This is a genomic window from Bacillus sp. FJAT-49736 (assembly GCF_018343615.1).
Lineage (GTDB): Bacteria > Bacillota > Bacilli > Bacillales > Bacillaceae_C > Margalitia.
The window spans coordinates 350,229-376,917 of the sequence record NZ_JAGYPI010000002.1 but is presented as its reverse complement, the minus strand read 5'-3'; the positions used below and the strand labels follow the sequence as shown (position 1 = coordinate 376,917).

At 36.4% G+C, this 26,689-nt stretch carries 24 protein-coding genes and 1 riboswitch; of the genes, 15 read left to right on the top strand and 9 right to left on the bottom strand.

Translation table 11 applies throughout. The features are described from left to right. Positions 1–76: 76 nt before the first annotated feature. The 6 genes from KHA87_RS13315 to KHA87_RS13290 all read left to right on the top strand — a co-directional run bounded on the left by KHA87_RS13315 (position 77) and on the right by KHA87_RS13290 (position 9,073). Positions 77–1,708 (top strand): zinc ribbon domain-containing protein, encoded by a 1,632-nt coding sequence (locus KHA87_RS13315; RefSeq protein ID WP_213094646.1) that lies wholly within the window; start codon positions 77–79, stop codon positions 1,706–1,708. A gap of 14 nt (positions 1,709–1,722) precedes the next feature. Continuing rightward, positions 1,723–3,105 carry a zinc ribbon domain-containing protein gene (locus KHA87_RS13310; RefSeq protein WP_213094645.1) on the top strand — a complete coding sequence of 461 codons (1,383 nt, stop codon included), beginning with the start codon at positions 1,723–1,725 and terminating at the stop codon, positions 3,103–3,105. 290 nt (positions 3,106–3,395) lie between these two features. Continuing rightward, positions 3,396–3,478, top strand: a riboswitch (cyclic di-GMP riboswitch). Between the two features lie 80 nt (positions 3,479–3,558). After that, the gene (locus KHA87_RS13305) at positions 3,559–3,984 is read left to right on the top strand and encodes a hypothetical protein (protein ID WP_213094644.1); all 426 of its coding nucleotides are present in this window, start codon (positions 3,559–3,561) and stop codon (positions 3,982–3,984) included. Positions 3,985–3,995: 11 nt separating this feature from the next. Then, positions 3,996–4,511: a PilZ domain-containing protein gene (locus tag KHA87_RS13300; protein ID WP_249310469.1), complete on the top strand. Its 516-nt coding sequence runs from the start codon at positions 3,996–3,998 to the stop codon at positions 4,509–4,511. Positions 4,512–4,953: 442 nt separating this feature from the next. Beyond that, positions 4,954–7,320 carry an EAL domain-containing protein gene (locus KHA87_RS13295; RefSeq protein ID WP_213094642.1) on the top strand — a complete coding sequence of 789 codons (2,367 nt, stop codon included), beginning with the start codon at positions 4,954–4,956 and terminating at the stop codon, positions 7,318–7,320. Between the two features lie 58 nt (positions 7,321–7,378). Then, positions 7,379–9,073: a methyl-accepting chemotaxis protein gene (locus tag KHA87_RS13290; protein WP_213094641.1), complete on the top strand. Its 1,695-nt coding sequence runs from the start codon at positions 7,379–7,381 to the stop codon at positions 9,071–9,073. A gap of 257 nt (positions 9,074–9,330) precedes the next feature. Here the strand turns inward: KHA87_RS13290 and KHA87_RS13285 are convergent, their stop codons facing one another. After that, on the bottom strand, positions 9,331–10,680 hold the full coding sequence (locus KHA87_RS13285) for a helix-turn-helix domain-containing protein (RefSeq protein ID WP_213094640.1): 1,350 nt from the start codon (positions 10,678–10,680) through the stop codon (positions 9,331–9,333). Positions 10,681–10,979: 299 nt separating this feature from the next. On the opposite strand from KHA87_RS13285, the gene KHA87_RS13280 reads away from it, so the two are divergent. Then, positions 10,980–11,699, top strand: a complete 720-nt coding sequence (locus KHA87_RS13280) for an EAL domain-containing protein (protein ID WP_213094639.1) — start codon at positions 10,980–10,982, stop codon at positions 11,697–11,699. Positions 11,700–11,729: 30 nt separating this feature from the next. Then, on the top strand, positions 11,730–12,296 hold the full coding sequence (locus KHA87_RS13275; protein WP_213094638.1) for a hypothetical protein: 567 nt from the start codon (positions 11,730–11,732) through the stop codon (positions 12,294–12,296). Between the two features lie 396 nt (positions 12,297–12,692). Here the strand turns inward: KHA87_RS13275 and KHA87_RS13270 are convergent, their stop codons facing one another. The 3 genes from KHA87_RS13270 to KHA87_RS13260 form a co-directional block, all read right to left on the bottom strand. Next, positions 12,693–13,565, bottom strand: coding sequence for an IS3 family transposase (locus tag KHA87_RS13270; RefSeq protein ID WP_213092307.1), 873 nt, complete (start codon positions 13,563–13,565; stop codon positions 12,693–12,695). Beyond that, the gene (locus KHA87_RS13265; protein ID WP_213092306.1) at positions 13,562–13,852 is read right to left on the bottom strand and encodes a helix-turn-helix domain-containing protein; all 291 of its coding nucleotides are present in this window, start codon (positions 13,850–13,852) and stop codon (positions 13,562–13,564) included. Before KHA87_RS13265 ends, KHA87_RS13270 begins: the two co-directional genes overlap by 4 nt. A 130-nt stretch (positions 13,853–13,982) precedes the next feature. After that, on the bottom strand, positions 13,983–14,480 hold the full coding sequence (locus KHA87_RS13260; RefSeq protein WP_213094637.1) for a sigma-70 family RNA polymerase sigma factor: 498 nt from the start codon (positions 14,478–14,480) through the stop codon (positions 13,983–13,985). 283 nt (positions 14,481–14,763) lie between these two features. Between KHA87_RS13260 and KHA87_RS13255 the strand changes: the two genes are divergently transcribed. Continuing rightward, positions 14,764–15,030, top strand: coding sequence for a hypothetical protein (locus KHA87_RS13255; protein ID WP_213094636.1), 267 nt, complete (start codon positions 14,764–14,766; stop codon positions 15,028–15,030). A 369-nt stretch (positions 15,031–15,399) separates the two neighbouring features. Here the strand turns inward: KHA87_RS13255 and KHA87_RS13250 are convergent, their stop codons facing one another. Next, positions 15,400–16,338 carry a hypothetical protein gene (locus KHA87_RS13250; RefSeq protein WP_213094635.1) on the bottom strand — a complete coding sequence of 313 codons (939 nt, stop codon included), beginning with the start codon at positions 16,336–16,338 and terminating at the stop codon, positions 15,400–15,402. A 350-nt stretch (positions 16,339–16,688) separates the two neighbouring features. Between KHA87_RS13250 and KHA87_RS13245 the strand changes: the two genes are divergently transcribed. Next, entirely contained in the window at positions 16,689–18,245 is a 1,557-nt protein-coding gene (locus KHA87_RS13245; protein WP_213094634.1) for a M14 family metallopeptidase, read from the top strand. A 118-nt stretch (positions 18,246–18,363) separates the two neighbouring features. Here the strand turns inward: KHA87_RS13245 and KHA87_RS13240 are convergent, their stop codons facing one another. Then, positions 18,364–20,028, bottom strand: a complete 1,665-nt coding sequence (locus KHA87_RS13240; RefSeq protein WP_213094633.1) for a C39 family peptidase — start codon at positions 20,026–20,028, stop codon at positions 18,364–18,366. 265 nt (positions 20,029–20,293) lie between these two features. Here KHA87_RS13240 and KHA87_RS13235 point away from each other — a divergent pair, with 265 nt between their 5' ends. The 5 genes from KHA87_RS13235 to KHA87_RS13215 all read left to right on the top strand — a co-directional run bounded on the left by KHA87_RS13235 (position 20,294) and on the right by KHA87_RS13215 (position 23,709). Next, entirely contained in the window at positions 20,294–20,746 is a 453-nt protein-coding gene (locus KHA87_RS13235) for a hypothetical protein (protein ID WP_213094632.1), read from the top strand. A 3-nt stretch (positions 20,747–20,749) separates the two neighbouring features. Further along, complete coding sequence (locus KHA87_RS13230) at positions 20,750–21,142, top strand: DUF5684 domain-containing protein (protein ID WP_213094631.1); 393 nt, start codon at positions 20,750–20,752, stop codon at positions 21,140–21,142. Between the two features lie 133 nt (positions 21,143–21,275). Beyond that, the gene (locus KHA87_RS13225; protein WP_249310389.1) at positions 21,276–21,944 is read left to right on the top strand and encodes a L,D-transpeptidase family protein; all 669 of its coding nucleotides are present in this window, start codon (positions 21,276–21,278) and stop codon (positions 21,942–21,944) included. A gap of 45 nt (positions 21,945–21,989) precedes the next feature. Further along, positions 21,990–22,820 (top strand): glycerophosphodiester phosphodiesterase family protein, encoded by an 831-nt coding sequence (locus KHA87_RS13220; protein ID WP_213094630.1) that lies wholly within the window; start codon positions 21,990–21,992, stop codon positions 22,818–22,820. 379 nt (positions 22,821–23,199) lie between these two features. After that, positions 23,200–23,709, top strand: coding sequence for an SH3 domain-containing protein (locus KHA87_RS13215; RefSeq protein WP_213094629.1), 510 nt, complete (start codon positions 23,200–23,202; stop codon positions 23,707–23,709). Between the two features lie 208 nt (positions 23,710–23,917). On the opposite strand, the gene KHA87_RS13210 is transcribed toward KHA87_RS13215, so the two are convergent. The 3 genes from KHA87_RS13210 to KHA87_RS13200 all read right to left on the bottom strand — a co-directional run bounded on the left by KHA87_RS13210 (position 23,918) and on the right by KHA87_RS13200 (position 26,495). Continuing rightward, positions 23,918–24,343, bottom strand: coding sequence for a hypothetical protein (locus KHA87_RS13210; protein WP_213094628.1), 426 nt, complete (start codon positions 24,341–24,343; stop codon positions 23,918–23,920). 161 nt (positions 24,344–24,504) lie between these two features. Then, positions 24,505–24,642, bottom strand: coding sequence for an RNA-binding protein (locus KHA87_RS13205; RefSeq protein ID WP_213094627.1), 138 nt, complete (start codon positions 24,640–24,642; stop codon positions 24,505–24,507). 206 nt (positions 24,643–24,848) lie between these two features. Beyond that, complete coding sequence (locus KHA87_RS13200) at positions 24,849–26,495, bottom strand: glycerol-3-phosphate dehydrogenase/oxidase (RefSeq protein WP_213094626.1); 1,647 nt, start codon at positions 26,493–26,495, stop codon at positions 24,849–24,851. Between the last annotated feature and the right edge of the window lie 194 nt (positions 26,496–26,689).

Below are 26,689 nucleotides of genomic sequence, written 5' to 3'. Positions count from 1 at the left end.
TTTCAAACAGCCATTTCATAATGAAAAGCAATAAGGATAGGGAAGCGCCATTTAATATACGGGGGGAAACATAGTTATGTATTGTAATACATGTGGACATTTAAATGGGAAGCATGATATGTATTGCTCAAATGATGGAACATTGTTAAGAAAACAAGATATGAAGATGGATATCCACCCGAATGGTGGAGTTTTTTGTTCGTCATGTGGTACAAAAACAAGTAATGAAGATTTGTATTGTTCCTCATGCGGGCAATCTTTAGTAACAACGAAAGTACAGACACGTGGCGGTTTAAGCGATATCTCATGGACAAAAACAACAGAAATTAATGTCCCAGCTGCTCGCAAACTTCTTTCATTTCCTTTGGATATAAAGAATTCGTTGATTTCTACAGCAATCGCTCTTGGAGTGGTAGTTATTTTTGCATTGGTGTTAATGCTTGGTGCGAAATCCATTATGAATAACTTAATGAGCGAAGGAATGCAAGGGATGGAGCTTTCGGATATGATGTCCGAATTGGAATACAATACAGATACGGACTTGCCGAAACTGGATTCCATTGTTGGGTTTACTGATTTTGTCATGGCAGAGCACCTGCAAATACCAAAAATTGTTGCAAAGGTTCAAGGTAGTAGTATCTTAGATGTTGGCCATTTTAACGGCAGTGTAAAAATTGGTATTGGAATGTTGATTTACATAATAGGACCGTTTTTAGGATTATTTATTGCCGGTCTATATATAGGAAGACAAAAAGTAACAAAAACCATAACGGAAAAACTCTATCAAGCTCTTAGTATCGGAATATGCTATGCCATTATTCTTTCTATCTTTTCATTATTCAGCGGTTTTTCAAAGAAAATGAGCATTTCGGAGGATGGCCTCCATATGTCCTTCCACTTAGGAGTAAATTACTCATTCTTTGGTGTTCTTATTACTAGCTTGTTATTTGGGGTGTTCTTCAGCTTCTTAGGAATTCTATTTTCTGTTAATTTCAAACGAACAACCGGTAATCTTAGGGAAATTTCTACCTATGGACAGGCATTTCATCAAGGGTTTGCCGTCTTTTACAGAGGATTTGGATTGTGTGCACTAGTCTGTATTATTGGTTTAAGTATATGGGGAGCCAAGTATAATGTGTTTGACTATCTTGAGCAGCATATAGACTTTCTTACTGTAAGCAAAATGAAAGTATTTTATTATTTAACACTGGGCTTGCAATTTGGATTATATATTTGGTCGCTTCTTCATATAGCACCTTTAAGCTTCGGTACTAATATTGGCGGGGATAATGGTACACTCACCTATCAAATATTCTCCGGATTCAAAGGAACTGGTGCAGCGGATCAAGATTATTGGATGTTAGAAAATGCTTTAAGCACTCATAATATTGACCTTTATTTGAAATTAGCGATTATTATTCCAATAGCATTGTTCTTATATGCGGGATTCCGAATGGCGAAGTCAGCATCTTTCAGCTGGAAGTCCATTGTTCTATTCGCACTCGTTTACTCCTTATTTATGAGCATTGCAGCAGGATATACGAATATGGAAATGGGATTATCATTTAGCGGTACAGGCTTGCCTAGCAAGTCACAATTCTTATTTTTTGGCTTCCATCCGTTTGGGATGTTTATTCGAAGCTTCCTATTCTCCTTTTTAATATCCTATGGTGGAGCATTTTTACGGAAAATTATCAAGAATAATTAGAGGGAGATAGGAAAATGAGTTTTTGTAAAAATTGTGGAAGCAAGTTAGTCCCAGGACAATCTTTTTGTAAAGAATGTGGAACGAAAAATACGGAAGCAGCCCCTGTAGAAGCATCGCCTACTCGTGTGCAAAAGTCGTATAGTATATCGAAAAAAGCTTGGTATTATATTATTCCAGCTGCAGTTCTTATCGTTGCAATCATTGGCGCATTTATTTTCTTTTCGGTTCAATTCAAACCGGAGAAGGTAGTCAGCAAGTTTGAGCATGCTGTAAAAGCAAAAGATACGAAAACGTTAGCGAAAATGATTAATGATGGACAAACAGATATTCTCGTGAAGCAAGAGGATTTGGATGGCTATATTTCCTATTTGACAAAGGAAAATGATTTCCCTGCATTAGAAAGGCAGCTTGAAATGCAAAGCCAACAAATTAAAGGCTATAAAAGAATGCATCCTATCCAGGATCAATACGGAAATGATTTATTCATTTTACAAAAGAAATCCTCCAAAAAATGGGGACTCTTTAATCAATATGTAGTAAAAGTCATACCATTTGATGTTAATATTTCTTCCGAATATCCGGATACAACCGTTTATATTAAAGGGAAAAAGTTTAAAACGCTTAAGAATGAAGATGAAAAGGTAGAGCTTACGAAAACACTTCCAGGCAGCTTAGAAGTGGAAGCGGAAAGTAAAGGAGAGTATTCCACCTTTAAAACAAAGGAAAAAGTGGACTTTTCTGAGGCAAGTGATAATGTTGTGGATTACCAGCTAACCTTTGATGGTGCATATGTAGACGTATATTCTAATTACGGTGATGCAGAACTTTACATCAATGATAAGGATACTGGAATGACGGTCGATCAGGCACAAAGTATCGGACCATTATCAATAGATGGATCTATCAAAATGTATGCCCAAAGGGAATTTCCAACTGGTATGAAAAAGTCTCAGGTCGTTACTGTTACTAGCGGTGATGATATTGATCTATCCTTTGAAGAGTCTGCAACAGAGAAAATTGAGGATCCTAAGTATGCGTTGGAAGAATTTTTGAACGATTATTTATATGATAGTGTTTCTGCCGTTAATAACGGAGACTTTTCCTACGTTTCGGATAAAATTGATCCCGATGGTCCGGTATACAAGGAATCAAAGGATTATGTAAAATATCTTTACGACAAAGGAATTACGGAAGAAAAGCTAAAACTAGAGGTAACTGATTATAAGATACTCGATGCGAACACCTTTGAAGTCTTTACCTATGAAGAGTTTAATATCTACTCTCCAGAAAAAGAGGAGAACGAATTCCGAGCTTTTAAATCAGACTATAAGATTAAAGTGGATGAATTTGGTGATTTCAAGGTTAACACTCTTGTTAAGACGAAGGAAATTAAGTAATTATTGGACGGTTCTCTTGTTTCTTGAACAGAAGCAAGAGAACCGTTTTTATATTTTAAAGAAAGAAAGTTACGATATATAAAAAGTGAAATTACCGATGTATGTTCTACTAAAACGACACACATTTCTTTATTTAAGAAAGAAATTATTATCTTATTCATAGTAAAAAAGTAACAGAGAATCAAATAGGATAATAGTCTAGTGTTTTCTTAATTTTGTAAAAACATTGTAGACTTTTGTCATATTTTTTGATAGTATAATCCTCGAAATAAATAGTAGAAGATACCTGTACACGATAATGGCAAACTTATTGAAAAATAAGGGCGCAAAGCTTCAGACCTAAAGCAAACGCTATGGTGGCTGAGTTACCGAATGAGTGGGGGCAACAAACAAACACAATCCCATTCTTTTGGATTGTGTTTTTTAATTTGGAAAAAAGGGGGTAAGAAGTGGTTGATTTTAAGCAGCGTAATCAAAATCGAATTCTTTCATCACTTTCAACCTATTTTTGATATACAAGATCGGGAAGTAGTGAGGTATAAAGAACTTCTTCAATCCGAAGAGTTATTTGAACCGGAAATCACTTTTACTAAACCAATCAAGAAAAAAAAGCCTTATGAACTAGATTCGCGGTCTGTCCATAAAGCTTTGAAAACCTACAACGAAGTAGGCCATACGCTAAGTAATGAAACAACTTTTTTCAATGTTTTTCCGACAACATTAATAATTTCATTATTTCACGCCTTAGTAAATAAGATTATTAACGAAAAATGGGTTTTAAGTCAACAGATAATACTTGGAATAAATAAAATTATGGTCCAATTTGTAGAGGGGTTTTCTCTCAGAAGACCTGCACCATTACTAAAAGGTGTGAGGTGATACAATTGGATATGCTTATGCTTTTGTTGGCATTCATTCTCTTATTTTGTAGTTTCATCATTATCCTATTTATTATTTTCATAAATAATAAGAATAAAAAGATGGATCAAGTAGATCTCAGCCTTGATCAAATGGAAGAAGCAATGATACCTCAACCGTTTATTAATAAACGGAAAAACTTTCGAGTGGAAGTAGATAATCTTTATTGTATTATTAAATTTAACCACTTTGGAAATCCGAAGTATGAGAAGCTCAAGGATAAAACAATTGAGGGATATATAGAGGATATAAGCTTATCTGGAATGAAATTTTCAAGTGATTATGAATTACCGGTACGGTCTGATATTAACATCCTTATTAGTTTTCAACTAGACCACTTAGTATTTTCTGTAAAGGGCAAAATTGTTCGTAGACAAGATCATTTAAATAATGAAAATGTAACATACGGAATCGAATTTGCAGAATTACTGCCAAATCAGGAAAAGCAATTAAGTAGCTGGTTAAACAGAAAAATAGTATCAAAATGAAACGTGGGGATGGTTCTCGCGTTTTTTTCATTTTTACTGATCTGTTCCTCCACTCTATAAATCTAATATCAAAGTAGGCTCAACAATTTTTCACATTTTTAAAACAAAAATTAAGTTAGTCCCTATAGTTTTTCATTTACTTCTTTCGAAATGTCTGCCATTTCAAAGAAGTTAAGACAGTGTCTATTAATTTACTACAATTAATTCTACAAATATTGACAGAATTATATTAAAAAACACAGCATTTTGTCAAAAAAACTCGAAAAAATGGAAAAATTGTAATATGTTATCGCTTTATGTGGTATTATATAGTTGCTTTTCACTAATTTTACATTAGGAATGTGCAATATTTCACACGATGATTTAATTCAAATACATCTCTGTTTACATAAATGCTAGTTTATATAGGAAAGGGTGCAAGTCATATATTGGGGCGTAAACCATGGGAATAAAAGTAGATATAAGTATTGTGATTGTAGTATTTTTCATTGTGATTATAAGCATGTATTTTATCATGCGCAGGAAGCAGGCTTTATCTTTAAAGAATCCAGAAAACCAAAGGGTGGAAGAGTTAAAGAATGAACTTCGAAATGCTTTAGAGCGAGAGGAGCTATTCTTACTTTATCAGCCGAAGCTTTGTCTCAGCTCTGGGAAAATAGTTGGGGTGGAGGCGTTGCTTCGTTGGAAGCATCCTGAGAAAGGGGTCATAACCCCAGATGAATTTATTCCACTTGCGGAGGATACAGGGCTTATTCTACCGATTGGAGAATGGGTATTGCGAACGGCATGTATGCAAAATAAGATTTGGCAGAAGGCTGGTCTTCCACCCATTGTGATATCCGTGAATCTTTCAGTTCGGCAGTTCTACCAACCGAATTTAACGGAAATGGTTCGCAATATAATAGAGGAAACGGGGCTACAACCAGAATTTTTGGAGCTAGAAGTGACAGAAAGTATGTTGATGGATATTCAACATGGAATCACTGTTCTGAAGAAATTAAGGGGCTTAGGAGTAAAAGTTAGTCTGGATGATTTTGGAACCGGGTATAGTTCACTTCTTCATTTAAAGGAACTTCCGATAAATAAATTAAAGATTGATCAATCATTTATCAAAAATTGTACCGAGGATAGCGATGATGCAACGATTGTCAAAACCATTATTGCAATGGCCCATCAACTAAAACTTACTGTTGTTGCTGAAGGCATCGAAACCATTGAGCATCTTGTTTTACTTCAAAGAAATGTATGTAATGAGGGGCAAGGTTATTTATTTAGTAAACCCATCCCTCCTGATGAAATTGTCCAAAGGTATGAGGAGATTGAACAATTCATCGCTCAAAACGGTATTCCGAAAGAACTATCGAATCAGAAGTGGATGGAAGAGGCATTGCAAATTGCCCGACAAGAATTAGTGGATACGATTAGAAATCAGCAAGGAATGATTTTTAAGTTTATCAAAAAGGAAGACAAATTTATTCATACTATTTGGGATGGTGAATTACTTAATCGGATGGGGCTATTACCGGAACAAATTATCGGAAAAGAGTTAGCAGACTTTCTTCCAGATAATATTGCCGCAGAAATGATTGAATTTTATCAAAGAGCCTGGGATGGCGAGGATAAAGTAAGCTTTGAAAGTGAAATAAACGGAATTTATTATATTGCTTCGTTGCGTCCAATACAAAGAGGTGGACAAGTAGTAGAAGTAATTGGTTCTGGCATTGATATTACGGAAAAAAGGAATGTAGAGAAAGCGTTAAAGCAAAGTGAATTTACGCACCGTCTCATTGCAGAAAATATGAAAGACTTAGTTAGTGTCTGTGATGTAAATGGAAGAATAACTTATGCATCCCCGTCCCATAAAATAGTATTGGGATTTTCTCCAGAATTGAATAATGACAATTTGGACTATGACTGGGTCCATCTAGATGATATTCCACTTCTACAGCAAAGATTTACTCAAATTATTTCAAGTAAAAAACCTGGTCAAATCGAGTTTCGTGTTAAACATGTAAACGGTCATTGGATGCATATTGAAGCACAGCTAAATCCGGTGCTGGGGGAACATGGCGAAGTTGACTATTTCGTTGTCGTAGGACGCGATATTTCAGAGCGTAAGAAAACAGATGAATTTATCCAGAAGACTGGTACTTTATCGGTTGTGGGCCAGCTAGCAGCAGGTATTGCACATGAAATTAGGAATCCACTTACTTCTATAAAGGGGTTTCTGCAAATGATGCGGAATGAAGCAACTATGCCACGTTCCTATATTGATATTGCCTTGTCTGAAATTAATGATATCGAAGTGATTATCAATGAATTCCTGTCTTTTTCCAAACCACAGCCAATGAATTTATCAAAAGTAGATGTTTATGCACTATTGCAAAAGGTTGTTAGATTGATTGAAACACAAACAATTTTAAAAAATGTGGACATAATACAAGAAATAGAACCGGAAATGCCATTCATTTATGGTGACTATCGCCAGATCAAACAAGTTTTTATCAATATTCTTTATAATTCCTTGGATGCTATATCTGGAGGGGGAAGCATTACCATTCAGGCTAAGAAGCTTGAAACGGATCAAGTTATCTTCCGTTTTATTGATAATGGATGCGGCATCACGGAGGACCGTTTGATGAGAATTGCAGAGCCATTTTATAGCACGAAGGAAAAGGGAACTGGTTTAGGCATAATGGTTTGTCATAAAATCATTGGGGAGCACAAGGGTAAAATTAATTTTGCAAGTAAACCTGGGGAAGGGACTACCGTAGAAATAATCTTACCAATTAATGAGCGAACCCATTAACGGCTACGGAAACGTAAAGTAAATGAATAGAGAAAGATCATTAACAGGGGTGTTTATAATGAAATTAACTATAAGTAAAAAGCTAATTTTATCATTTTTAAGTATTGCTATTCTATTGGGTATAGCCAGCAGCATTTCTATTTACTATCTTCATAAAATAGATGATTCAGATACCGATCTAATTAACCGTCGGGCTGTTGTTTTAACGAATGCACAGAAAATACAAGTTGAAACGGAAAAACAACTCAGTAATCTGCGAGGCTACTTAATCAAAAACGATATGCAATATAAAATGGAATTAAATTCGGCAAATGAAAACACGGCAAAGTTGATTAAAAGTACGATTAAATTGACTAAAAGGGATGTAGATAAACAACGCCTTAGAAATTTGGATGAACTTAATCAGCAGATGAATCAAAAATATGAACAATTATTCCAATTGGTGCAGGAAAATAAGAAGCCGGAGGATATCCTTTATTTTTATGAACGCGAATTACTTCCGATAGGTAAAAAAATGGCACCAATATCGGATGAAATGGCGAATGAACAGCAAAAATTAATGAATGAAGGCAGCGAGAGCAATTCGAAAATGGTTAATGCTGCAGTCCTGATTGTTACGATAATTAGTATTATTGCATTTCTGCTGTCCATTGTAATTGGGGTAATTATGTCTGGAAAAATATCCAAGCCTATCGTAAAGGTAGTAAAAGTAGCAGAGCAAATTGCTCATGGTGATTTAACTCCAGATGATATTCAAGTGAAAAATACAGATGAAATAGGCATTTTGGCAGCAGCATTTAATCAAATGAAGGAAAATCTTCGTCTTTTAGTTAGCAAAGTGAGCCTAAGTGCTGAACAAGTAGCTTCCGCATCTGAAGAGTTGACTGCCAGCGCGGAACAAACTAGTAAGGCAACGGAAATGATAACCTTTACGATACAAGAAATGGCAGTAAGCTCCGAAAAACAATTGGAGAGCGTGCATGAAGGTGTTGAATCTATGAATGAAATGTCAACCGATATTCATGAGATTGCCGAAAATGGAAAAGTGACCTCCAATGTGTCCGTTCAAGCGTCGGAAAAAGCGATGGAAGGGAACAAAGCCATTCAGCTTGCTGTAAAACAAATGGATTCCGTCAATTCTACCATGACTAAACTAGCTCAAGTAGTTCGTGTGATGGATGAGCATTCCAAAGAGATTGGAAATATTATTGAAGTGATAACGAATATAGCATCTCAGACGAACCTCTTAGCACTTAATGCAGCAATAGAGGCTGCGAGGGCAGGGGAAAATGGAAAAGGATTTGCAGTCGTAGCAGAAGAGGTCCGTACATTAGCGGAACAGTCGTCTGAATCGGCGAAGCAAATTACCCAATTAATTACGAATATTCAAGACTATACATCGGAAGCAGTTCAACAAATGGAAGCCGGAACAAGAGAAGTTAATCAAGGTACCCAATTAGTTGATACAGCAGGAAGATTATTTGAGGAAATTAAGAGCTCTGTTGATCAAGTTGCTTCTCAGATACAAGAAATTTCCGGTGCTTCTGAGCAAATGTCGGCAAGTTCCACACAAGTAGTTCACTCAATAGATACGATTTCTAAGGAATCTCAAAACGTATCTATAGAAACACAAAATATCTCTTCTGCATCTGAGGAGCAATTGGCCTCGATGGAAGAAATCTCCGCTTCTGCTTCCTCCTTAGCTAAAATGGCCGAGGAATTACAGCAGCTAATCGGAACATTTAAAGTATAACTAGCTTTCTATGCGATTGTTCGTAATATACGATTTTAATAGAGGACACTCGTTCCGTTATTTTTATAAAAATAGCTATATTAATGATGTTTATGGACCATGGTTCCGCTATTTGCTTAATCTCAGGCCAAATAGCATCCATAATAGCTAAATAACGGAACGTTGTCCTACAAAATCGTGAAGACCCTCTATTTGTCATAGATAACGGAATGTGAGTCCTCCCAAACTGCTTATTTCATCTCGAGAAAAAGACCCAATCAATATTTAAAGTTAGGCAATATCAATTCATAGAATTGGTTGAACAGGTAATTATTTTTTTGGTGCTGGTGGTACAATTCCAATGCAAGTACTGCAGGAGTTTGACTACTTGGCTCTATTTGTTTGCTTATTTCATAAAGAATATCTGCTTTAAGCAGTCCATCATAGTCAGCACCTAGGAAGGAAAGCGCCTCCTCTAATAGATCAACTGAATGGATACCAGATTGGCTTTGAAAGATTCCTTCCAGATATAAATTTCTGGCTTTTAATAAGTTATTAGACACCTTAGGTAGGAGGGATTTGGTTTTGTCCAATAGCATTTTGACAAAGGATTTTTCGATATTTTGGAACAAACAGCCTCGAATGGCTAGCTGATATATTGCTAATGCTTGTTCTTGAAGGTGAGGAACCTCGGTTATGGTACACATATCCTTTATAAATGTATCCCTCCATTTATTAAAGTTGTATTCATTTGGTGTCGCTTTTATTAATGAGTAAGTAGTAAGGGCCCAGCCACGCAGAATATTTGTTGGATCTTTTGTTTGATCGAGTTTTTCCCTGTATGAAAGTAATTCACTCTTTATAGTATTTGCAGTTTCTCCACTAGAAAATTGAATTAGAAGTTTCATGTAATCTGTTTCCAATGGATAAATAATATAATGGTTGATTTGATTGATATAGAATAACGCTTGATTAAAAGCTCCAATATATAAATAAACGATGGAAAGATTAAAGTATATATTATCTCTTTCCTCCTTCAAAATGGTTGGATTTTCCTTTGAGATGTCTAATGCTTTCATCAGTATTTCAGTACTTTTTGTTACTCTCTTCTGTGAAAAAAACATGCTGGCCAAGGCATTATAAGATTTCATTTTCAGCTTCAAATTATACTTATTGTCAGGTTCTTGATGGACTTTGTTTAAAAAATTACTTGCTTCTTCGTAATGAGATAATTTTAAAGAAAAGATACCGGATAAATAATAAAAATCAATCATTCTTGTGGAAACATCATATTCTTGTATTTTGCTTTTAAATAGGGTTAATTCTCTTTTTACAGCCTTCCAATGCTGCAATCCGAGCAAATCTCCAATTTTTTGTTTTCTATAATCAAGCTCTTTTATCTTTTCATCTATGTCTGGGTCGGAAAAATGAAAGATCGGGAAATTTAACCGTTCACTCAATTTTACTAGCTCTTCATTCGTTACGGGTCTGTGCCCATTTTCGATTTGACTCAATTTCCCTAAAGAGCAGATTCCCTTTGCTAATTCCTCTAGGGTCATTCCTCTTGCTTTTCGAGCTTCTCTAATTTTTCCTCCGGTGGCATTATGTCTTGGTATTTGTCGATTCATGTTAGTTCCTGCTTCCAATGATATATTTAAGCATATTTCATTATACAGAATTATGACGAAAACGGGATAAATGTAACACGAATTATGAAGTTTTTTGTGTTTTTATGACGATAAATGTTGAAAATTTCATTCTAGTTGTTATAATCTTCTTTGTGTGTAAAAAACTACTTTATTAGTATTGCTTTTTTATTAGTACAATAGTCACAATTATTATTATAGTATTCGTGAAAATTTTTTAAATAGATACATAGTGTTTTGGAGCCGGAAAGAGCGAAAAAACTGAAGGAGTTAAATGAAGAATGGAATTAGATCAGCCTGCTATACAGCGTTTAATAAAAGATCGCTTATTTTACAATGAGTTTCAACCTCTTTGGAATACTTCGAAAGATACCATCTTTGCCTACGAGGCATTTATTAGAACAAAACCGTTTATGGATCCTTTAATGCTTTTTGACGTAGCTCGTAATATGGGGCTTTTATATAAATTGGATACTGCATCCATATCGAATGCTATTAAAGAATATCCGTACGGTCATTTAGATAAATATTTACTTTTTGTGAATGTTTTTCCTTCTACTATTATTCATCCAGATTTCCCTGAATTTATTGATGGACTATTACGGATTTATGAAGAAATCAAGAGCAAAGTAGTGTTTGAGATTAATGAAGATCCTGCAGAAGAGCATTATTGGGAGGAGCCATCTTTTAGAAATCGATTATCTTTCCTGCGGGATAGTGGCTTTTTGATTGCCTATGATGATTTAACCTATACTTCGTCATCCATAAGAAAAATTCGCCAATATGTCCCTGATTTCACAAAGTTGGATAGATCCTGTTCACAGAACTTATCCGATTCTTTAGAAAAGCAGAAACACGTCGGTTATTTCGTTTCCAATTCCTTTAAAGAAATGGTAGTGGTTTTAGAGGGAATTGAAACAAATGATGACTTTTTAACAGCAAAGCAACTAGGTGTTCCACTTCTTCAGGGATACTTTATTGCGAAGCCGCATCGATTATAAGACGACCTTGCAAAGGATATGAGGAATGTTATGACTAGGAGAAGTTGGACAGAAGAAGAAATTCGCTTTTTAAAAGAAAATGTGGGAAGAATGAAAATCGAAACAATCTCTGGAAAGCTAGATCGATCTGAGGGTTCCATTTTAAGCAAAATGAAGAGAATGGGAATTGGTTACACAAAAAATCAAACAGGGCATCTATCCACTCATCAGTTGGCACAATTACTCTCCGTTGATCGAAATACGATATTGGGGTGGATGAAAAGACATGGCTTAAAGTATACCAAAAAGGTAACAAGATCGACGAAAAGCTTTTATTTCATCGACCCAATAGATTTTTGGGATTGGGCCGACAGAAACCGCGGAAAAGTAGATTTTTCGAAGATTGAATATAATGCCATCGCTCCTGAGCCAGAATGGGTAAAACAAGAAAGAAATAGTAAAAAAGAGGAGCATTATAAAGTTTGGAGTGTGAAGGAAGAAAGAGAACTGGAAATGATGGTTTTATCAGGATATTCACTCAACGAAGTAGCGCAGAGATTGTCACGGTCAAAAATAAGTGTACAACGCAAATATCAACGCATGATGAAAATAAAGTAGGAGACAAAAAGGGACGGATTTCTTGTTTTGCATTTGGAATCACGAAATTCGTCCTCCTGCATTGAAAGGGGGAATGTAGCAACAGCATACTCGCATCAACGAAATAAAACAACGAGAAGGGAAGAACATGGGATTGAACTGCACCCAATTGGAGGTGCAGTTCAAATTCCATGTGTTTTTTATTATGGAATGATTTTATAGGACAGTGGTTCCGTAATTTTGATAAAATCCGCTATTTAAGCGATGTTGGAGGACCCTGGGTCCGTTATATTTGCCTCAATACACACCAAAATGCTGCTTATTTGCGGAACGAGTAAAATCCTGAATACCATCATTTTGTCACAGATAGCGGATTGAACATGTACCCGTCAAGTAGACAAACTAAAAACCGCACAATTATCCTGCATTTAATCGATATTGAACAGGACTCATTTTAAGTTTTGTTTGTATACGATTATTGTTATAATAATTAATGAATGATTCTACAGCTTCGTAAACTTCTAGAACTGTTTCAGGTTGGCTGAAATGGTTCATTTCACACTTCATGTGACCAAAGAAGTTTTCGATGCAAGCATTGTCCCAGCAGTTGCCTCTGCGGGACATAGACTGGGTAATCCCCATGTCTTTCAAACGCTTAATGTAGCCACGGTTTGTGAATTGGACGCCTTGATCACTGTGCAAAAGTGCTCCTTTCACAAACCCTTTCTTTTTTAGGGTATCTAATGCTCTATACACTAATTTCATCTCTTGACTTGTGCCAACAGAATAGGCAATAATCTCCCCATTGAATAAATCTTTTATAGCACATACATAAACCCAGCGTTGTGATCCTTTTTTTACCTCCATATAACTAATATCAATCGATAATTTAATTCCAGGCTTTATTGCTTTAAAATTTCTATTTAATATATTGGAAAATTCCCCATGTGGTTGTGGCCTATTCTTAAAGCGTTTCCTTCTAATCTTGCAATATATTCCATACTTCCTCATCATTCTGGAGATGCGCTTCTCATTTACTTTTAAATGATACTCATTTTCTAAGGCTATCTTCATTCGCTTTCTTCCATAGGTACCCTTACTTTCTTTATATATCTTAAATATAAAAGGTAGTAATTCTTCATCCTTTTTATCTTGCTCATTATTCCCTAATCTTTTTACCCATTTATAGTACCCAGCCCGAGATACTTCTGTTATGGTGACTAATTTAGATATCGGATATTGTTTGGAGTTTGCATGTATAAAAGCAAAATGTACTTCTTTGTCATTCACCCCCTTTTTAGATCCAATAACTTTTTTAAATACATGTTCTCCAACTGAAGTTTCTCATATTTCTCTTGTAGGGATTCTTCCTCTTTTTTTCTTTTGCCTTTGCTTTTTATTCCTCTACTATCCACTAAGGCTTGAAACCCTCCTGCTTTTACTCTCTTTACCCAATCATGAACTCGTCTACGATCCACATCATACTTTTCCCCCAACTCACTTGCGGAGTTTCCCTCCATGTATTCCTCTACTACCTGTTTTTTTAACTCGTATGGATATATTTTTTTTGCTTTCATATAAACCGTTCCCCTTTCCCCACAAAAAAACTATAACATGGTTTTCAAGAGTGCGGTTTTCTAAAACTGTCTACTATATGGGTACAATATCAGATTGTGTGTCCGTTCGATTTCGTTTTCACAACTCTTTTCACGCATGAATAGATCCATTCAGAACCCTTACCCGAATCTTCTCCATCGCCCCCCGTTTCCATTTCTTCACCGCCGACTCCGATACCTCTTCATAAGTCGCAATCTCTGCAACACTCATACCTAAATAAAATGTGGCAACCACCCATTTTATTTGATTTTTCGTTAGTCCCGTACAATATGCTAGTAAAGTCTCTATTTCTAAAGGCTCCACCGCACATTCTTCCTGTTGATAATCCCAGAATTCCTCCTTCGGATATAGCTGGCGGTCATCGATAATCGCTGATTTTTTCATCTCGCTAAGCACCCTACCTTTAATCGTCATATACGCATAGCTTGAAAATGCCCCCTTGCTCGGATCGAATTTTCTTCTTGCCTCCCACAAAGCTATTAATCCTATTTGAAAAAATTCGTCATAGTTTTTGTAAATATGCAAGGAATGCAAAATATGATGAATCATCGCCTCAAATTCTTTGAATACATACTGAAAATCTTCCATTCGACATGCCTTTCACAAAAGGCGCCTTTTGTCATGTATTCCCGGGTTAAGTCCACTCTACCTGAAAAAAATGTATTCTATCGAATTGTCATTTTGACATATTTAGAGGGGAAAATACGGGAAAGTGAGTTTTTTCCTAAAAGATTTTGAGGTTTTCCTATAATACGACAGCAAAAAAAGCATGAATTCAATTCTATTAAAAATATTCGGTGAATTTGCGTTTATTATAATTTGGAGAGAAATATGTAGAATACTGTATCCAAAGGAGGTTATGAAAGCTTAAATGGAAAACTATCATGTGATGAAAAGCAAAGTAGAACTGATAGATGTCTATCATTATAAATTTATGATAATAGTTTTTGATTTTATAGTATTTTTATTCAAAACAAACAACAAAGGAAATTCGTGGGATTGGCGGGATTATAGTAAAGTTCGGCGGAATTATTGTTTGATTTGGCGGGATTATGATCCAAAATGGCGGGATTATGCCGGAGTATGGCGGAATAACATCGGAAATGGCAGGATTATACCGTTAGTATGGCGAGAATAACATCCTAAACGGAGGAATGATGCCGGAGTATGGAGGAAATAATATCCGATTTAGCAGGAAAAGCGAAATTACTCGTTAGACTATCACTTGAAATGGCAAGAATAAGATCAATTTTCGCGAGAATACAATATAGATTAGTGAGTTGACAAAGTTCTACTGGAAAATAATTATTAACTGCGAATACGTTAGAATCATTGCTTAGAGCAGCTGAAAAATTCCCAAAAGCAGTAGAATTTTCGCTTCAATTGTCAGAAATTCCGCTTGAAGTTTTGAAATTTTTGTTTAAGAGACCAACTTATTTTCCAAAGGACCCAAAAAAAAACCTATGTTCCTCCACAAGTGAAGAACATAGGGGATATAATAATTGTTTTAAAGTCTTTTCAAGGCAAGTTCATTTAGCTCCGTTGCCAAATCCAAATCGAGTGGAGTTAAACTTTTAATTTCCTGCAAGTAAGTTTGATTGATAGATTTCAATGACTTAATAGTTTCGGATAGCTCTTGTTCACTGTCTAAGTAGGTTTCTAAGTTAACCTTATCAATCGCTTTTTTGCCAAAGGCATGTATTTCAATAGCCTTCTTCGTTTTGTTATATTCATTTTTATAGAAAGTAAGTCTTGTTTTCATATCTTTACTTTTGCTGTATTTTTTTAAAAGGGAAGAGTATTTCTTATCAAACTGTTTTTCCCGTTTGATTAGATCATTATAAAAGTATTTTTGCATGTTTTGTGCAGATAATGCGGCAATATATGAATGCCATAGCTCCAGCTCTTCCTTCTCGATTAAGTTGTTTCCGTCTTCTAACAACAGTTCTATGAAAATGGTTTCCTGTGTTAGAACAATATCATCCATTGTCCAGCTTAAATAGTCCTTGTATCCCTTTTTATAAGCGGTATTGAATTCACTGTTCTTTTTGGAGCGGCTTAGTTTTTTATCATTATATATCTTTAAAAGCTTATCGTTTGCTTTCTTATTATCATATGCTTTTCTTTCATTAACGCTATCAATAACCTTTTGTGTAGTATTTAATATGGTGTCAAGATACGTCTTTGCATCTGGCGTTAAATTCAATTTCCCAATGGAGCTTTTATCTTTATTGTATTGTGCTAACGCTTTTAAAGTGAGTTTTTTTCCTTCGTCATTTGATTTGTTTGCAGTATAAGCTTTCATAAAGTAGAATTCGGTTTTTATTTTATCATTCAATTGTTTATTAACGGTTGCTGCTTCTACTTTAGTTGCTGTACCTATTCCCATTGTTGAAATTCCAAGAAGAAGAACTGCAGTTATTAGGCAAGCTACCCATTTTTTCATCTTATTTCCCCCTTTTTTATTTGCCTTTTGAAAATATATCATGTTTAGGAAAAAATTGGTGTATTATTTTAATAATTGATTTAAATTGAGACCTTTGCATCATTTGGAAAATCGTTCTTTTTTACCATATCCCAATATAAAAACACCGTAATATGATAATAGTGATATGCATCTATTGGGGAGATTAGAATAAATAAAAAATGGCCTCCAAGCACTATATTCCACTTTTCCCCTACTAAAATTCCAATTTTTCTCCAAAAAACCCAGCTTCTTATTGCGCATTCCGTGATATAATCATAAAGTACTAATTTCACAAAACTAATAGATTAATAACAGCAAGAGGTGGGGAAATGAGGAAATTAGCTTGGGTTGTGGTATGCGTTCTTTTGCTTGGATTCTTTCCAACTCCAAAGGCGCAGGCAGCAATTGTAAATTCGAAAAAGATGTATACGTATGAACAATTAACGAAGGATGTTCAGCTTTTAGCAAAGAAATACCCTTCCCTTATTACTGTCCGATCCATCGGTAAAACCCCCTATGGACGTACTATTTGGGCAGTTAAGCTTGGAAAGGGCGATGCTACGTTGTTGATCAATGCGGCGCACCATGCGAGAGAGTGGCCGACTACAAACTTAACGATGGAAATGATCGAGCAATATGCGGAGGCATATACGAAAAATACAAATATTTCAGGTTATTCCGCGAAAAAGGTGTTAGATCAAACATCCATATGGTTTGTGCCAATGGTGAATCCGGATGGCGTTACACTACAGCAAAAGGGAGTAAAAGCCTTTCCGCAAAAGGTGCGGAAATCATTGATCTCCATGAATGGTGGAAGCACGAATTTTAAAAGATGGAAGGCAAACGCCCAAGGAATCGATTTAAATCGTCAATATCCAGGCGGCTGGTATAAAGGATCTATCAAACACAGATGGTATATGAACTACTCTGGCTCGCGTCCGCTTGAAGCTCCTGAAGCAAAAGCGATGTATAATTTTACAAAATGGGTGAATCCAGAGGTAGAAGTATCCTATCATTCCAGCGGTCATATTTTATATTGGGGCTATAAACAAACCGGAAGCCAGTACAAGCGAGATCTTTCTCTAGCAAAAACTTTACATGGTATAACTGGCTACAGTATCGTGCCACATACTCGTAATCAAAAAGGGTCAGGGTATACCGATTGGTTCACCTATTCTTTTAAAAGACCGGGATTTACGCTGGAAATATCCCGGATTGTGAATAATTCTAATCCTCCGTTAAGTATCATGGGGGACGAATGGAATCGTAATAAGAAAGTAGGGCTTTACCTTGCTTCACTAAGTGATACTTATTGGGAAAAGCGGTTAACGCATGTTAATAAGGTGATTACTACTTTTACTAACAAAAAGGTCTACACTCGTCCAGAGAAGGAGCAATCGACTAAACTATCTCTTCCGGCCGGAACCTATCAAGTTAACGCTACTAAAGGCAGCTGGTATCGCATTTCTGATCTAACATTAGGAACCATATGGATTGACGGAGAGCATGTATTCAATGGATCTTCACAGAATATAGATGAGAACGTATTAATTAATAATGACACCGTTGTAAGAGACGAGCCTAAGGATGGTGCTCCATCTACAGCCATTAAGGTGCAAGTCGTTCACGCAGTAAAAACTTTTGGGTCATATATTGGAATTGAGATGAATGGCGGAATCAAGTGGATCTCTTCAAAAGAGGTAACTCGACGCTTTAACCCAGTTTCCACTGAAACTTCCTTATTATTAGAGCAAGATACAGATATTTATCCATATCCAACATCTAATGCAGAAAAGCTAGGCACCATTCAAGCAGGTACGTCGATCATTGCCACTGCGGAATGGAATGGATGGTTGCAAACGGAATCTGGTTGGATTAAGCAATAAATAAAAATAGCCGGTACTTTAGCCTCTAAGTAGGAGGTCTGGTACCGGCTTTTTGTTTTGGAGAGTTGGATGAATGATGGGAAGATTCAGCTTAAAATGGGGCCATGCTCCATTTTTATTAGTAATAGCTTACCGCTTGGTTTCCGAATTGTTTCCAGCCTTCCATGAAGGATTTCATGTTTAGTTTTTTATTTTTTTTGCCATAGAGTGGGTCGTTTACATAAACATATTTACTGTCATAACCCGTTATTAGAACTGCATGTTCTTTATAAGTAATGCGAATTTTTCCTGTTGGTGTATACCACGTTTGCCAGTGGCTGCTTGGTACATAACGGAAAGTACTAGTTGTAACTACCCATACAGGGTGGCCGGCTCCAACATAATCTTTCACTACATCAAAGGAGCTTCCGGTCAAATCGATAATTCTGTCTGGTAAATATGTGTTAGCTAAATCCGCAATTGGCTTGTGATACACACCAAGACCGGGCTTGCCAAAGGTATACATATTTCCGACAAAACCATTATTTGGATTGCCAAAGTACACTTTTTTTCTACTCTTAACCCTATAAGGGGTAGGGTCTTTTTTTACCTTTTTTGCAAGAGTAAGATTGCTAACCTTGACGCCTGCATGATCTAGAAGCATCGATAAGGATGTAACCTCACAGCCTCTTGGCAGCTTCGGCATTTGTTTCACAAGCCTTGCAGACAGAACCTTCTTACTTGGTCTATTTTTCTTGCTGACTCTTACCTTCGTGACCGCACTTTTATTTCCAGCTTTATCGACTGCGTAGAATTCAAATAATGTATTTGCCTTCTGAAGGGGTATTTTCACAGTAAAGTTCCCACTAGAATTAGCTTGAACCGATTTGTATGATTTACCATTTTTTAAAATGTATATTTTTGAATTTACTTCGGAATTTCCTTTTATAAAAAATGACTGACTCGTAATGTCAGAAACAACAGGTATTTTTGGTGGTATTTTATCCAAAACAGTTATCGTGATTCTTGGACTTTCCTTTCCAAGTCGGTTAATAGTATAAGTGGATATTTTTGTTCCAGCCGGTAATTTTTCACTTAATTCAAAGGAAAACTCAGTGTTATCCTCAAGCAAGGTGGAATACCATTTCCCATTAATGAAAAACATAACCTGGCTATATGGTTCTGCAGTTCCTGTAATTCTATCCGCATTATTATAAATGCCATTTATTTTTGGAATGGCGGGTATGGAAGCATCTTCAGTGCCGAAAAAGATACCGTTTTTTACACCATCTGTCTCCGAAACTACCTTGATAAGTTCAGTAGGCTGAATTCTTGAAGGAAGGTAGAAGACGAAGCTTCCATTTTCAGGACGGAAATCCTTCATTGGCAAGCTTTGGTCCCCAACATACGCGTATATGTTTGCATCTTTTCCCTCTACCCAGCCAGTTAAAAGATTTTGTTGAATATCAATAGATGTAATGCTTGCAGGATGGTATGTAATAGAATGGCTCTCTATGTAGCCGTCTTGATCCTTTATTTGAACGGTTAAAATGGATTGTGCAGCTATGTATCTATTAAATTTTATGGTAAAAGGGCCTTGTTCACTTAACTCTAGCTCACCTAAGCTTTCACCATTCACCGAAACAGTTATTGTACCCCTTCCCGAATAGGTTCCTAGCAATTGATTAGAATCTAGTTCCTCTACTATTAAAGTGTGCTGTTCTTCTGCATTAACCGGATGTGCAAAAGGCACACAAAAAGACACCAGTAATGTAAACAACATTACCAACTTCATCTTAGGCATGATACAATCCTCCTGATGCTATTTTACTATAATGAAAGTATAGCATAATATTAGCGATTGGTGGGTCGATATACACTAAAAATGTAATGATTTTACTATTTTGGTAGATTAGCATGTGAGGCAATAGTAGTGCATCAGAAATCTATTAATTTTGGTGCAGGGCACAGCAGATTTTGTCGAAAAAATAAAAGCTGTTGAATTATGTCGTAATTATATATTATGATGTCATGGACTCATTTATTAATAGAGGGGAGGGGAAGCAATAGTGAACAAGCAAGGGATATTTGTAATGGGGTTGATTGGCTCTATCCTAGGGATACTTGGTTCTATTGTTTGGCTTTTTATTGGTACGTTCTTCTACGGTGGAATGATAGATTATGATAATCCCAGTGATGACGTATCGGATGCTGCACTTGGTTTAGGTCTTATATTTTCATTCTTGCAAAGCGGCATTACGATCTCCGGTTTTATCATAACTCTTGTAAAATCGACACCGGGAAGCATGGAAAAGAAAGGATTGCGAAATGCAGGCATATGGCTTTTAGTAGTAGGTATTGTCTGCCTTGTCATGAATTTATTTAATCTAATTCCAGCAATTCTGATTATTGTAGCCGGTGCTCTAGCGATTGGTTCAGCGAAAAGTAACAACGGGGAAATAAGGGTAGAAACGAATAACTTGTCTAATGGAATATCGTTAACAAAAGAAGAGGGGAACTAATATATGTTCGAGTTTTTAATATTTATTTATGTTGTAATTTGTGTGGCATTCTATGTTCTTTATGGTATCTCCTTTATGAAATTGGCGAAAATTGCCGGACGTAATGATATTGCTTGGATGGCATGGGTTCCAGTGTGTAATAGCATTCAGCAATTATTACTGATTAAAAAGAGCGGCTGGTGGGTATTAATGTACTTTGTTCCAATCGCAAATTTCATATTCGCGATACTTTGGCAAATTGAACTGTTAAATGCATATAAAAAGAACGGGGCTTATGTACTATTTAACATCTTCTTATCACCAGTCTATCTCATCCTCTGGGTTGTTTGGGCATTCTCGGCGGATACGAGATATGTATTGGATGAGAAACCACCTATTAACACTGTATCCATATAATAATGAAAGGACATGGCTTAGTGGTCATGTCCTTTTTCCATATTTTACATCGCATCATTAGCTTAAGTTATATTCAGTATAATCTGATTTTCTGCTATCCTAAAGTGAGAATTACACATCTAAGGAGACAACCATGAAAAAATTCATCACGATAAGCATCACTATTTTTATTACATTATTCTTTTTCCATCTGGACGGCCATAATGTAAAGGCCCAAATCAGCAAGGCAGCATCATTAAAATCAGCAGCTTCGCAGATGCTTCTGGTTACGCCATCCAAGAAGGTAAAAACCACCGCAACCTTAACAAGATATGAAAAGCAAAAAGGAAAATGGGTGAAGGTAGGCTCATCCATGCAAGCCGTAATCGGAAAAAAAGGAGCAGGGAAGACGAAGGAAGGCGATGCGCTTACTCCGCGCGGCACCTTCCTGCTTGGCACTTCATTTGGCTGGGGAACAAAGCCTTCCGGATTAAAATATCCATTTCGAAGTGTAACTAAAAACGATTATTGGATTGATGATGTAAAATCACCAGATTACAATAAGTGGATTAATTATAAAGGCGATCCGTATAAAAGATGGCGATCCTTTGAACGACTTACACATCCCCTTTATAAATACGCAGTTGTTATACGTTATAATGACGACCCAATAGTCAAAGGGGCAGGCAGCGCCATCTTTCTTCATATTAAAAAAAGCTCCACACGCTATACATTAGGCTGTATCGCGATAAGTGAAAAGGATCTTTTGAAGGTTATCAAATGGCTGGACACCAAAAAGAAGCCGATTATTACCATTGAATAAATAAGTTCTGTGACTAAATACCCGTTACTTTGGTAATATAAGTGTATGAAGACACTACAAATAATACTAATCATTGGAATATTTATTCTTACTGTTATTGGTTATTCCGAAATAGCAAACGCTGCAAAATCTGTTAAAATAATTGCTCACAGGGGTGCCAGTGACCGGGCACCAGAGGAAACAATGAGCGCTTTCAAATTGGCGGTCAAGAATAAGGCTGATTATATCGAAATGGATTTGCGCCTAACGAAAGATAATCAGCTTATATTAATGCATGATCAAACGGTAGATAGAACCACGAATGGCCATGGAAATGTTGGCAGCTTTTCTTTCCAACAGCTAAAACAGCTCGATGCGGGAACTTGGTTCCATGAAAAATATAAAAATGAACGCCTCATTTCATTGGAGGAGCTTCTTCATCAATTCGGGTCCCGGACTCAATATTTTATTGAAACAAGAGAAGTCGACAATGAGCTGAAAATGGAAAAGCCCTTATTGGATTTGCTGAATCAGAAGGGACTCATCACAAAAAATAAAGTCATCATTGAATCGTTCTCTGATAAAAGCTTGAAAAAAATCCATGAAATGAATGATAAAATTCCACTAGTGCAATTAGTGAAATTGCAATCCAAACACGATTTTACAATGGAAAAAATAACAGAATGGAAAAAATATGCATTAGGCATAGGCATGAACTCGGATCTGGCGGACAAAGAATTAATTCGCACATTACATCGGAATAATTTAAAGGTATATATTTTCTTTTTCGATGTGAATTCGGAGAAAGCGGAACAAAAGCGAGTGATGGAAGCTGGTGCAGATGGCATTTTTACCAATCATATACTATATACACAGTCATTGTTGAGGAAAAGATGAAAAGGTTGTTCTATTTTACTTTTTGCTCTATAAATGTCATGTAAAAAATATAAGCAAAGGCACCAATTAAATCGAGAATGAAAAGGGAGTTCAAAAGTGGTTCCATTTTCTACACCTCCGAGATTTATACTATGGTGGAGTCGCAATAATTGGATCGCATATTGCTAGGTCACATTTACATATTCTGTTCATCTTTTATATTCAGTATACATTGGAAATGTGTAGAATTTGTTAATTAGAGCTAAACAGTCTGTTAATATTCATTTTACCTACCAAAAATATCTATAGGCTAGGACTTACTATTTTAATATGGGTATTCTAGATTTCTCCCAAGTAACTTATAATAAAAATCGTAATAAAAGGAAAATGGGGGATTAATGTGAAAAAATTACGCTATTTATTAGTTAGTCTACTATCGATAGCTATTACCTTTGGACTGGGGCATATTACTGCAAAACCGGCAGAGGCTGCCAGTAAATCGGGTACGATTACTGCGACAGTAAAAGTATATTCAAGTTATTCAACGCATTCTAAGGTAATCGGCAAAAAGTCAAAAGGAAATAAAGTAAGTGTTCTAGCATCTAAAAAAGGATTTTCCCAGATTAAATTTGGCAAGAAAACAGGGTGGGTGCTAACTAAAAATATTAAACTGCAAAATGCAAATGATCCGAGTTGCTCATTAAAGGAGTTTAACCAAATTAGGAATGGGATGACCATTTCTCAGGTAAGAGCAATTATTGGCAGTAACGGGACATTAACGGCGGAAGCAAGCGCTGGTGGTTTTACTTCTAAAATCTATCAATTTAAAGGAAACACCGAGTTTAGCTCCGTTGCGATTTCCTTTATGAATGGCAAAGTTAGTGCAAAATCACAGGTTGGTTTGAAATAAACAAAGAAAAAAGGACGGTCATTCGTATCATTGCGGTACCGCCCCTTTTTTACCATTTGAAATGTCTTACTTGGTATCGAATATATATTATTTCGAAGGATAGTTTGGCAAACTCCACTTTATTGGGGAAAACAATAATATTAAAAAAGATAAAGACGGTTCTCTTCCGCTTCTTTTAAAATAAGCGAATGAACCGTCTTTATTCTACCTATTGGGCATCATGAATAAATTCTATGACTCTAACAGTTGCATCACTAAGATTTTCTTTTGATTGTGCCTTTGTTAAGTCCGCTTTTGTTTTGATGCTTGCAATCACTAAATCCACGTGTTTTTCGTTTTCTCCAGGTCCTTGGACGAATATTTTCATTTTAATTTCGTACCAACGCTTTGATGGTTTTACCGTATGGTCATTATGAATCGATAGCTTGGTAATTGCATCCGGTTTCCACATTGCCTGTTCTCCATGTTCCTCTTTTACAGCCTCCGTTACGGCAGGGGTAACTAATTCAATTAACACATTTGGATTTGTCGCTTGAATTTCTGTTATCTTTTTCAGATTAACCTGCTCGGCCTTTGCGATGGATAAACTTCCAGCAAAAAAGAATAAAAGGAATAGTATAGCAGCCTTTTTCATTTGCATCACCTCGGTGATAATGTTTCCAAGTATATTTTTTTCTATTCATCTATTTTGGAGCGGAATCTTTCACTATGGTTTTCCACTTAAAGGGGAGTACGCAGTGGTACCAGTCCCGTAAGGATAAATGGGTGCCAGGCACTATAAAAAAGGTGTCGAAGCTATTCTAAATCTTCTTCCTCGTGCTCCGTTAAATATCGGTTTTCGGAAGCGGCGAATTGAACAGATTGGAGGCTCATGTCCGGCTCTACTCCAAAAAGGTCTTTTATTGTTTTCTCTTCATTTTTCACGTCTTTCATTTCAAATGCACTCCTTCATTTTGTTGTGCTACTATAATGTGCAAATATAAGTGAAATATCCATGGAAAATGTAAAAGAATAATACGTCTTAAATGGGAGAAAAATATATTGAAAATTGAGATGTGTCGGATTGCAATGCTACAAGGAAGTGGTATTTTTATAAGTAATGCAATAAAGACGTCAAATCAATCAATAAATTTTCCTGATCAGCACTTAACCTGAGGAGTCACCGCATGATGCAGTTCATCCTCCAATTCCTTTTTCATGCTATCTGCTTCTTCCGAGCTCCATCCCATAATTTCTTTCATTTCTGCCACTACTTGCTTCTTCCATTGATGAACCCATGCGATGTTAAAGTAAAGACTGCCCGTTCTTCTGATAAAAAAATCCACCGGCTTTACTACCATTTCCTGTTCAATGCAATACATTAATTGCGCATAGATAAATGGGGGTAATGGCGAGTTAGCTTTTTCGGCATAATCAAACAGAGTATCTACATTGCTTCCGTATTTTTGTATAAGTATTCTGGCTTCTGCTTCGGTCATTTTATTATGGGTGGCTTCTTTCGTTTTTCTTTCAATAAAATCAGCCAAATGATCGAGGTGCCCTCCAGAAATAGGATGATATTTGGTTTGGCACGGTTGAAACCTTATACCCGAAGTTGCAGTCAACTGTTTCATGATAAGGTCCACAACATTTTCAGCCATTTTGCGATATCCTGTCAGTTTTCCTCCGGCAATGGTGATAAGTCCACTGTCTGATTCCCAAATTTCATCCTTTCGGGATATTTCCGAGGGGTCCTTACCTTCCTCATAAATGAGCGGTCGAACACCGGCCCAGCTAGATTCAACATCCTCTTCGGTGAGAGTAAGTTTGGGAAACATATAATGGATAGCGTGGATGAGATAGTTTCGGTCTTGCACTGTAACCTGCGGATGTTGGATCTCCTGATCATAAAAGGTATCGGTTGTGCCCACATAGGTTTTTCCGTCACGTGGAATCGCGAACACCATGCGATTATCGGGGGCATCGAAATAAACGGATTGTTTTAAAGGAAACACACTTTGATCGAGGACAATATGTATCCCTTTTGTTAACCGAAGCTGTTTGTTATTTTTAGAGAAATCCATTGAACGGACATGATCAACCCAAGGACCGGCAGCATTAACTATTCTTTTCGCCTTCACTTGATAGGTTTTATTCGTAAAAGTATCCTTAATAATCATGCCATTTACCTTATTATGTGTGTCATATTGAAAGGCTTCGGTCTTAGTGTAGTTAACTATATGCGCCCCAGCTTCCACTGCTGCTTTAATCACCTCAATAGTCAATCTGGCGTCATCTGTTCGATATTCCACGTAATAGCCGCTGCCTCTTAAGCCTTCACTTTTTAGTAGCGGCTCTTTTTGCAGCGTCTCAGCTGGATTCAGCATTCTGCGTCTTTCTTCTTTTTTTACCCTTGCTAAAAAATCATAGAGCCTAAGACCAATCGATGTAGTAGTTTTTCCGAACGTTCCACCTTTATGAATTGGCAGCAGCATCCATTGGGGGATGGTTACATGGGGGCCGTTTTGATACACAATGGCCCGTTCTTTTCCGACTTCTGACACCACATTTATTTCGAATTGCTTTAAATAACGGAGACCGCCGTGAACAAGCTTCGTGGAGCGGCTCGAAGTACCTCCAGCAAAATCCTGCATTTCGACGAGAGCCACTTTTAATCCGCGCGTGGCCGCATCTAAGGCAATACCGGCACCTGTTATGCCGCCACCGATTATGAATACATCGTATTGGTTCTGTTCCATGGTTGCTAATATACTTGCTCTCATTTTCCCTGAAAATGGTACACTCATGCTGCTTCCACTCCTTCATGATCCATTTATATATACTTATGTCTCCCCAGATAAAATAACAGAAACTATACAAAATATTTATGGTGTGGTACCAGGCACAAAGTTTGTTAAATTTCAGAATAGTGTTGCTATTAGATCGGAAGTAAATTACAATAATATTAATAGTTGACGTTAACGTCAACTTAATTGCATAA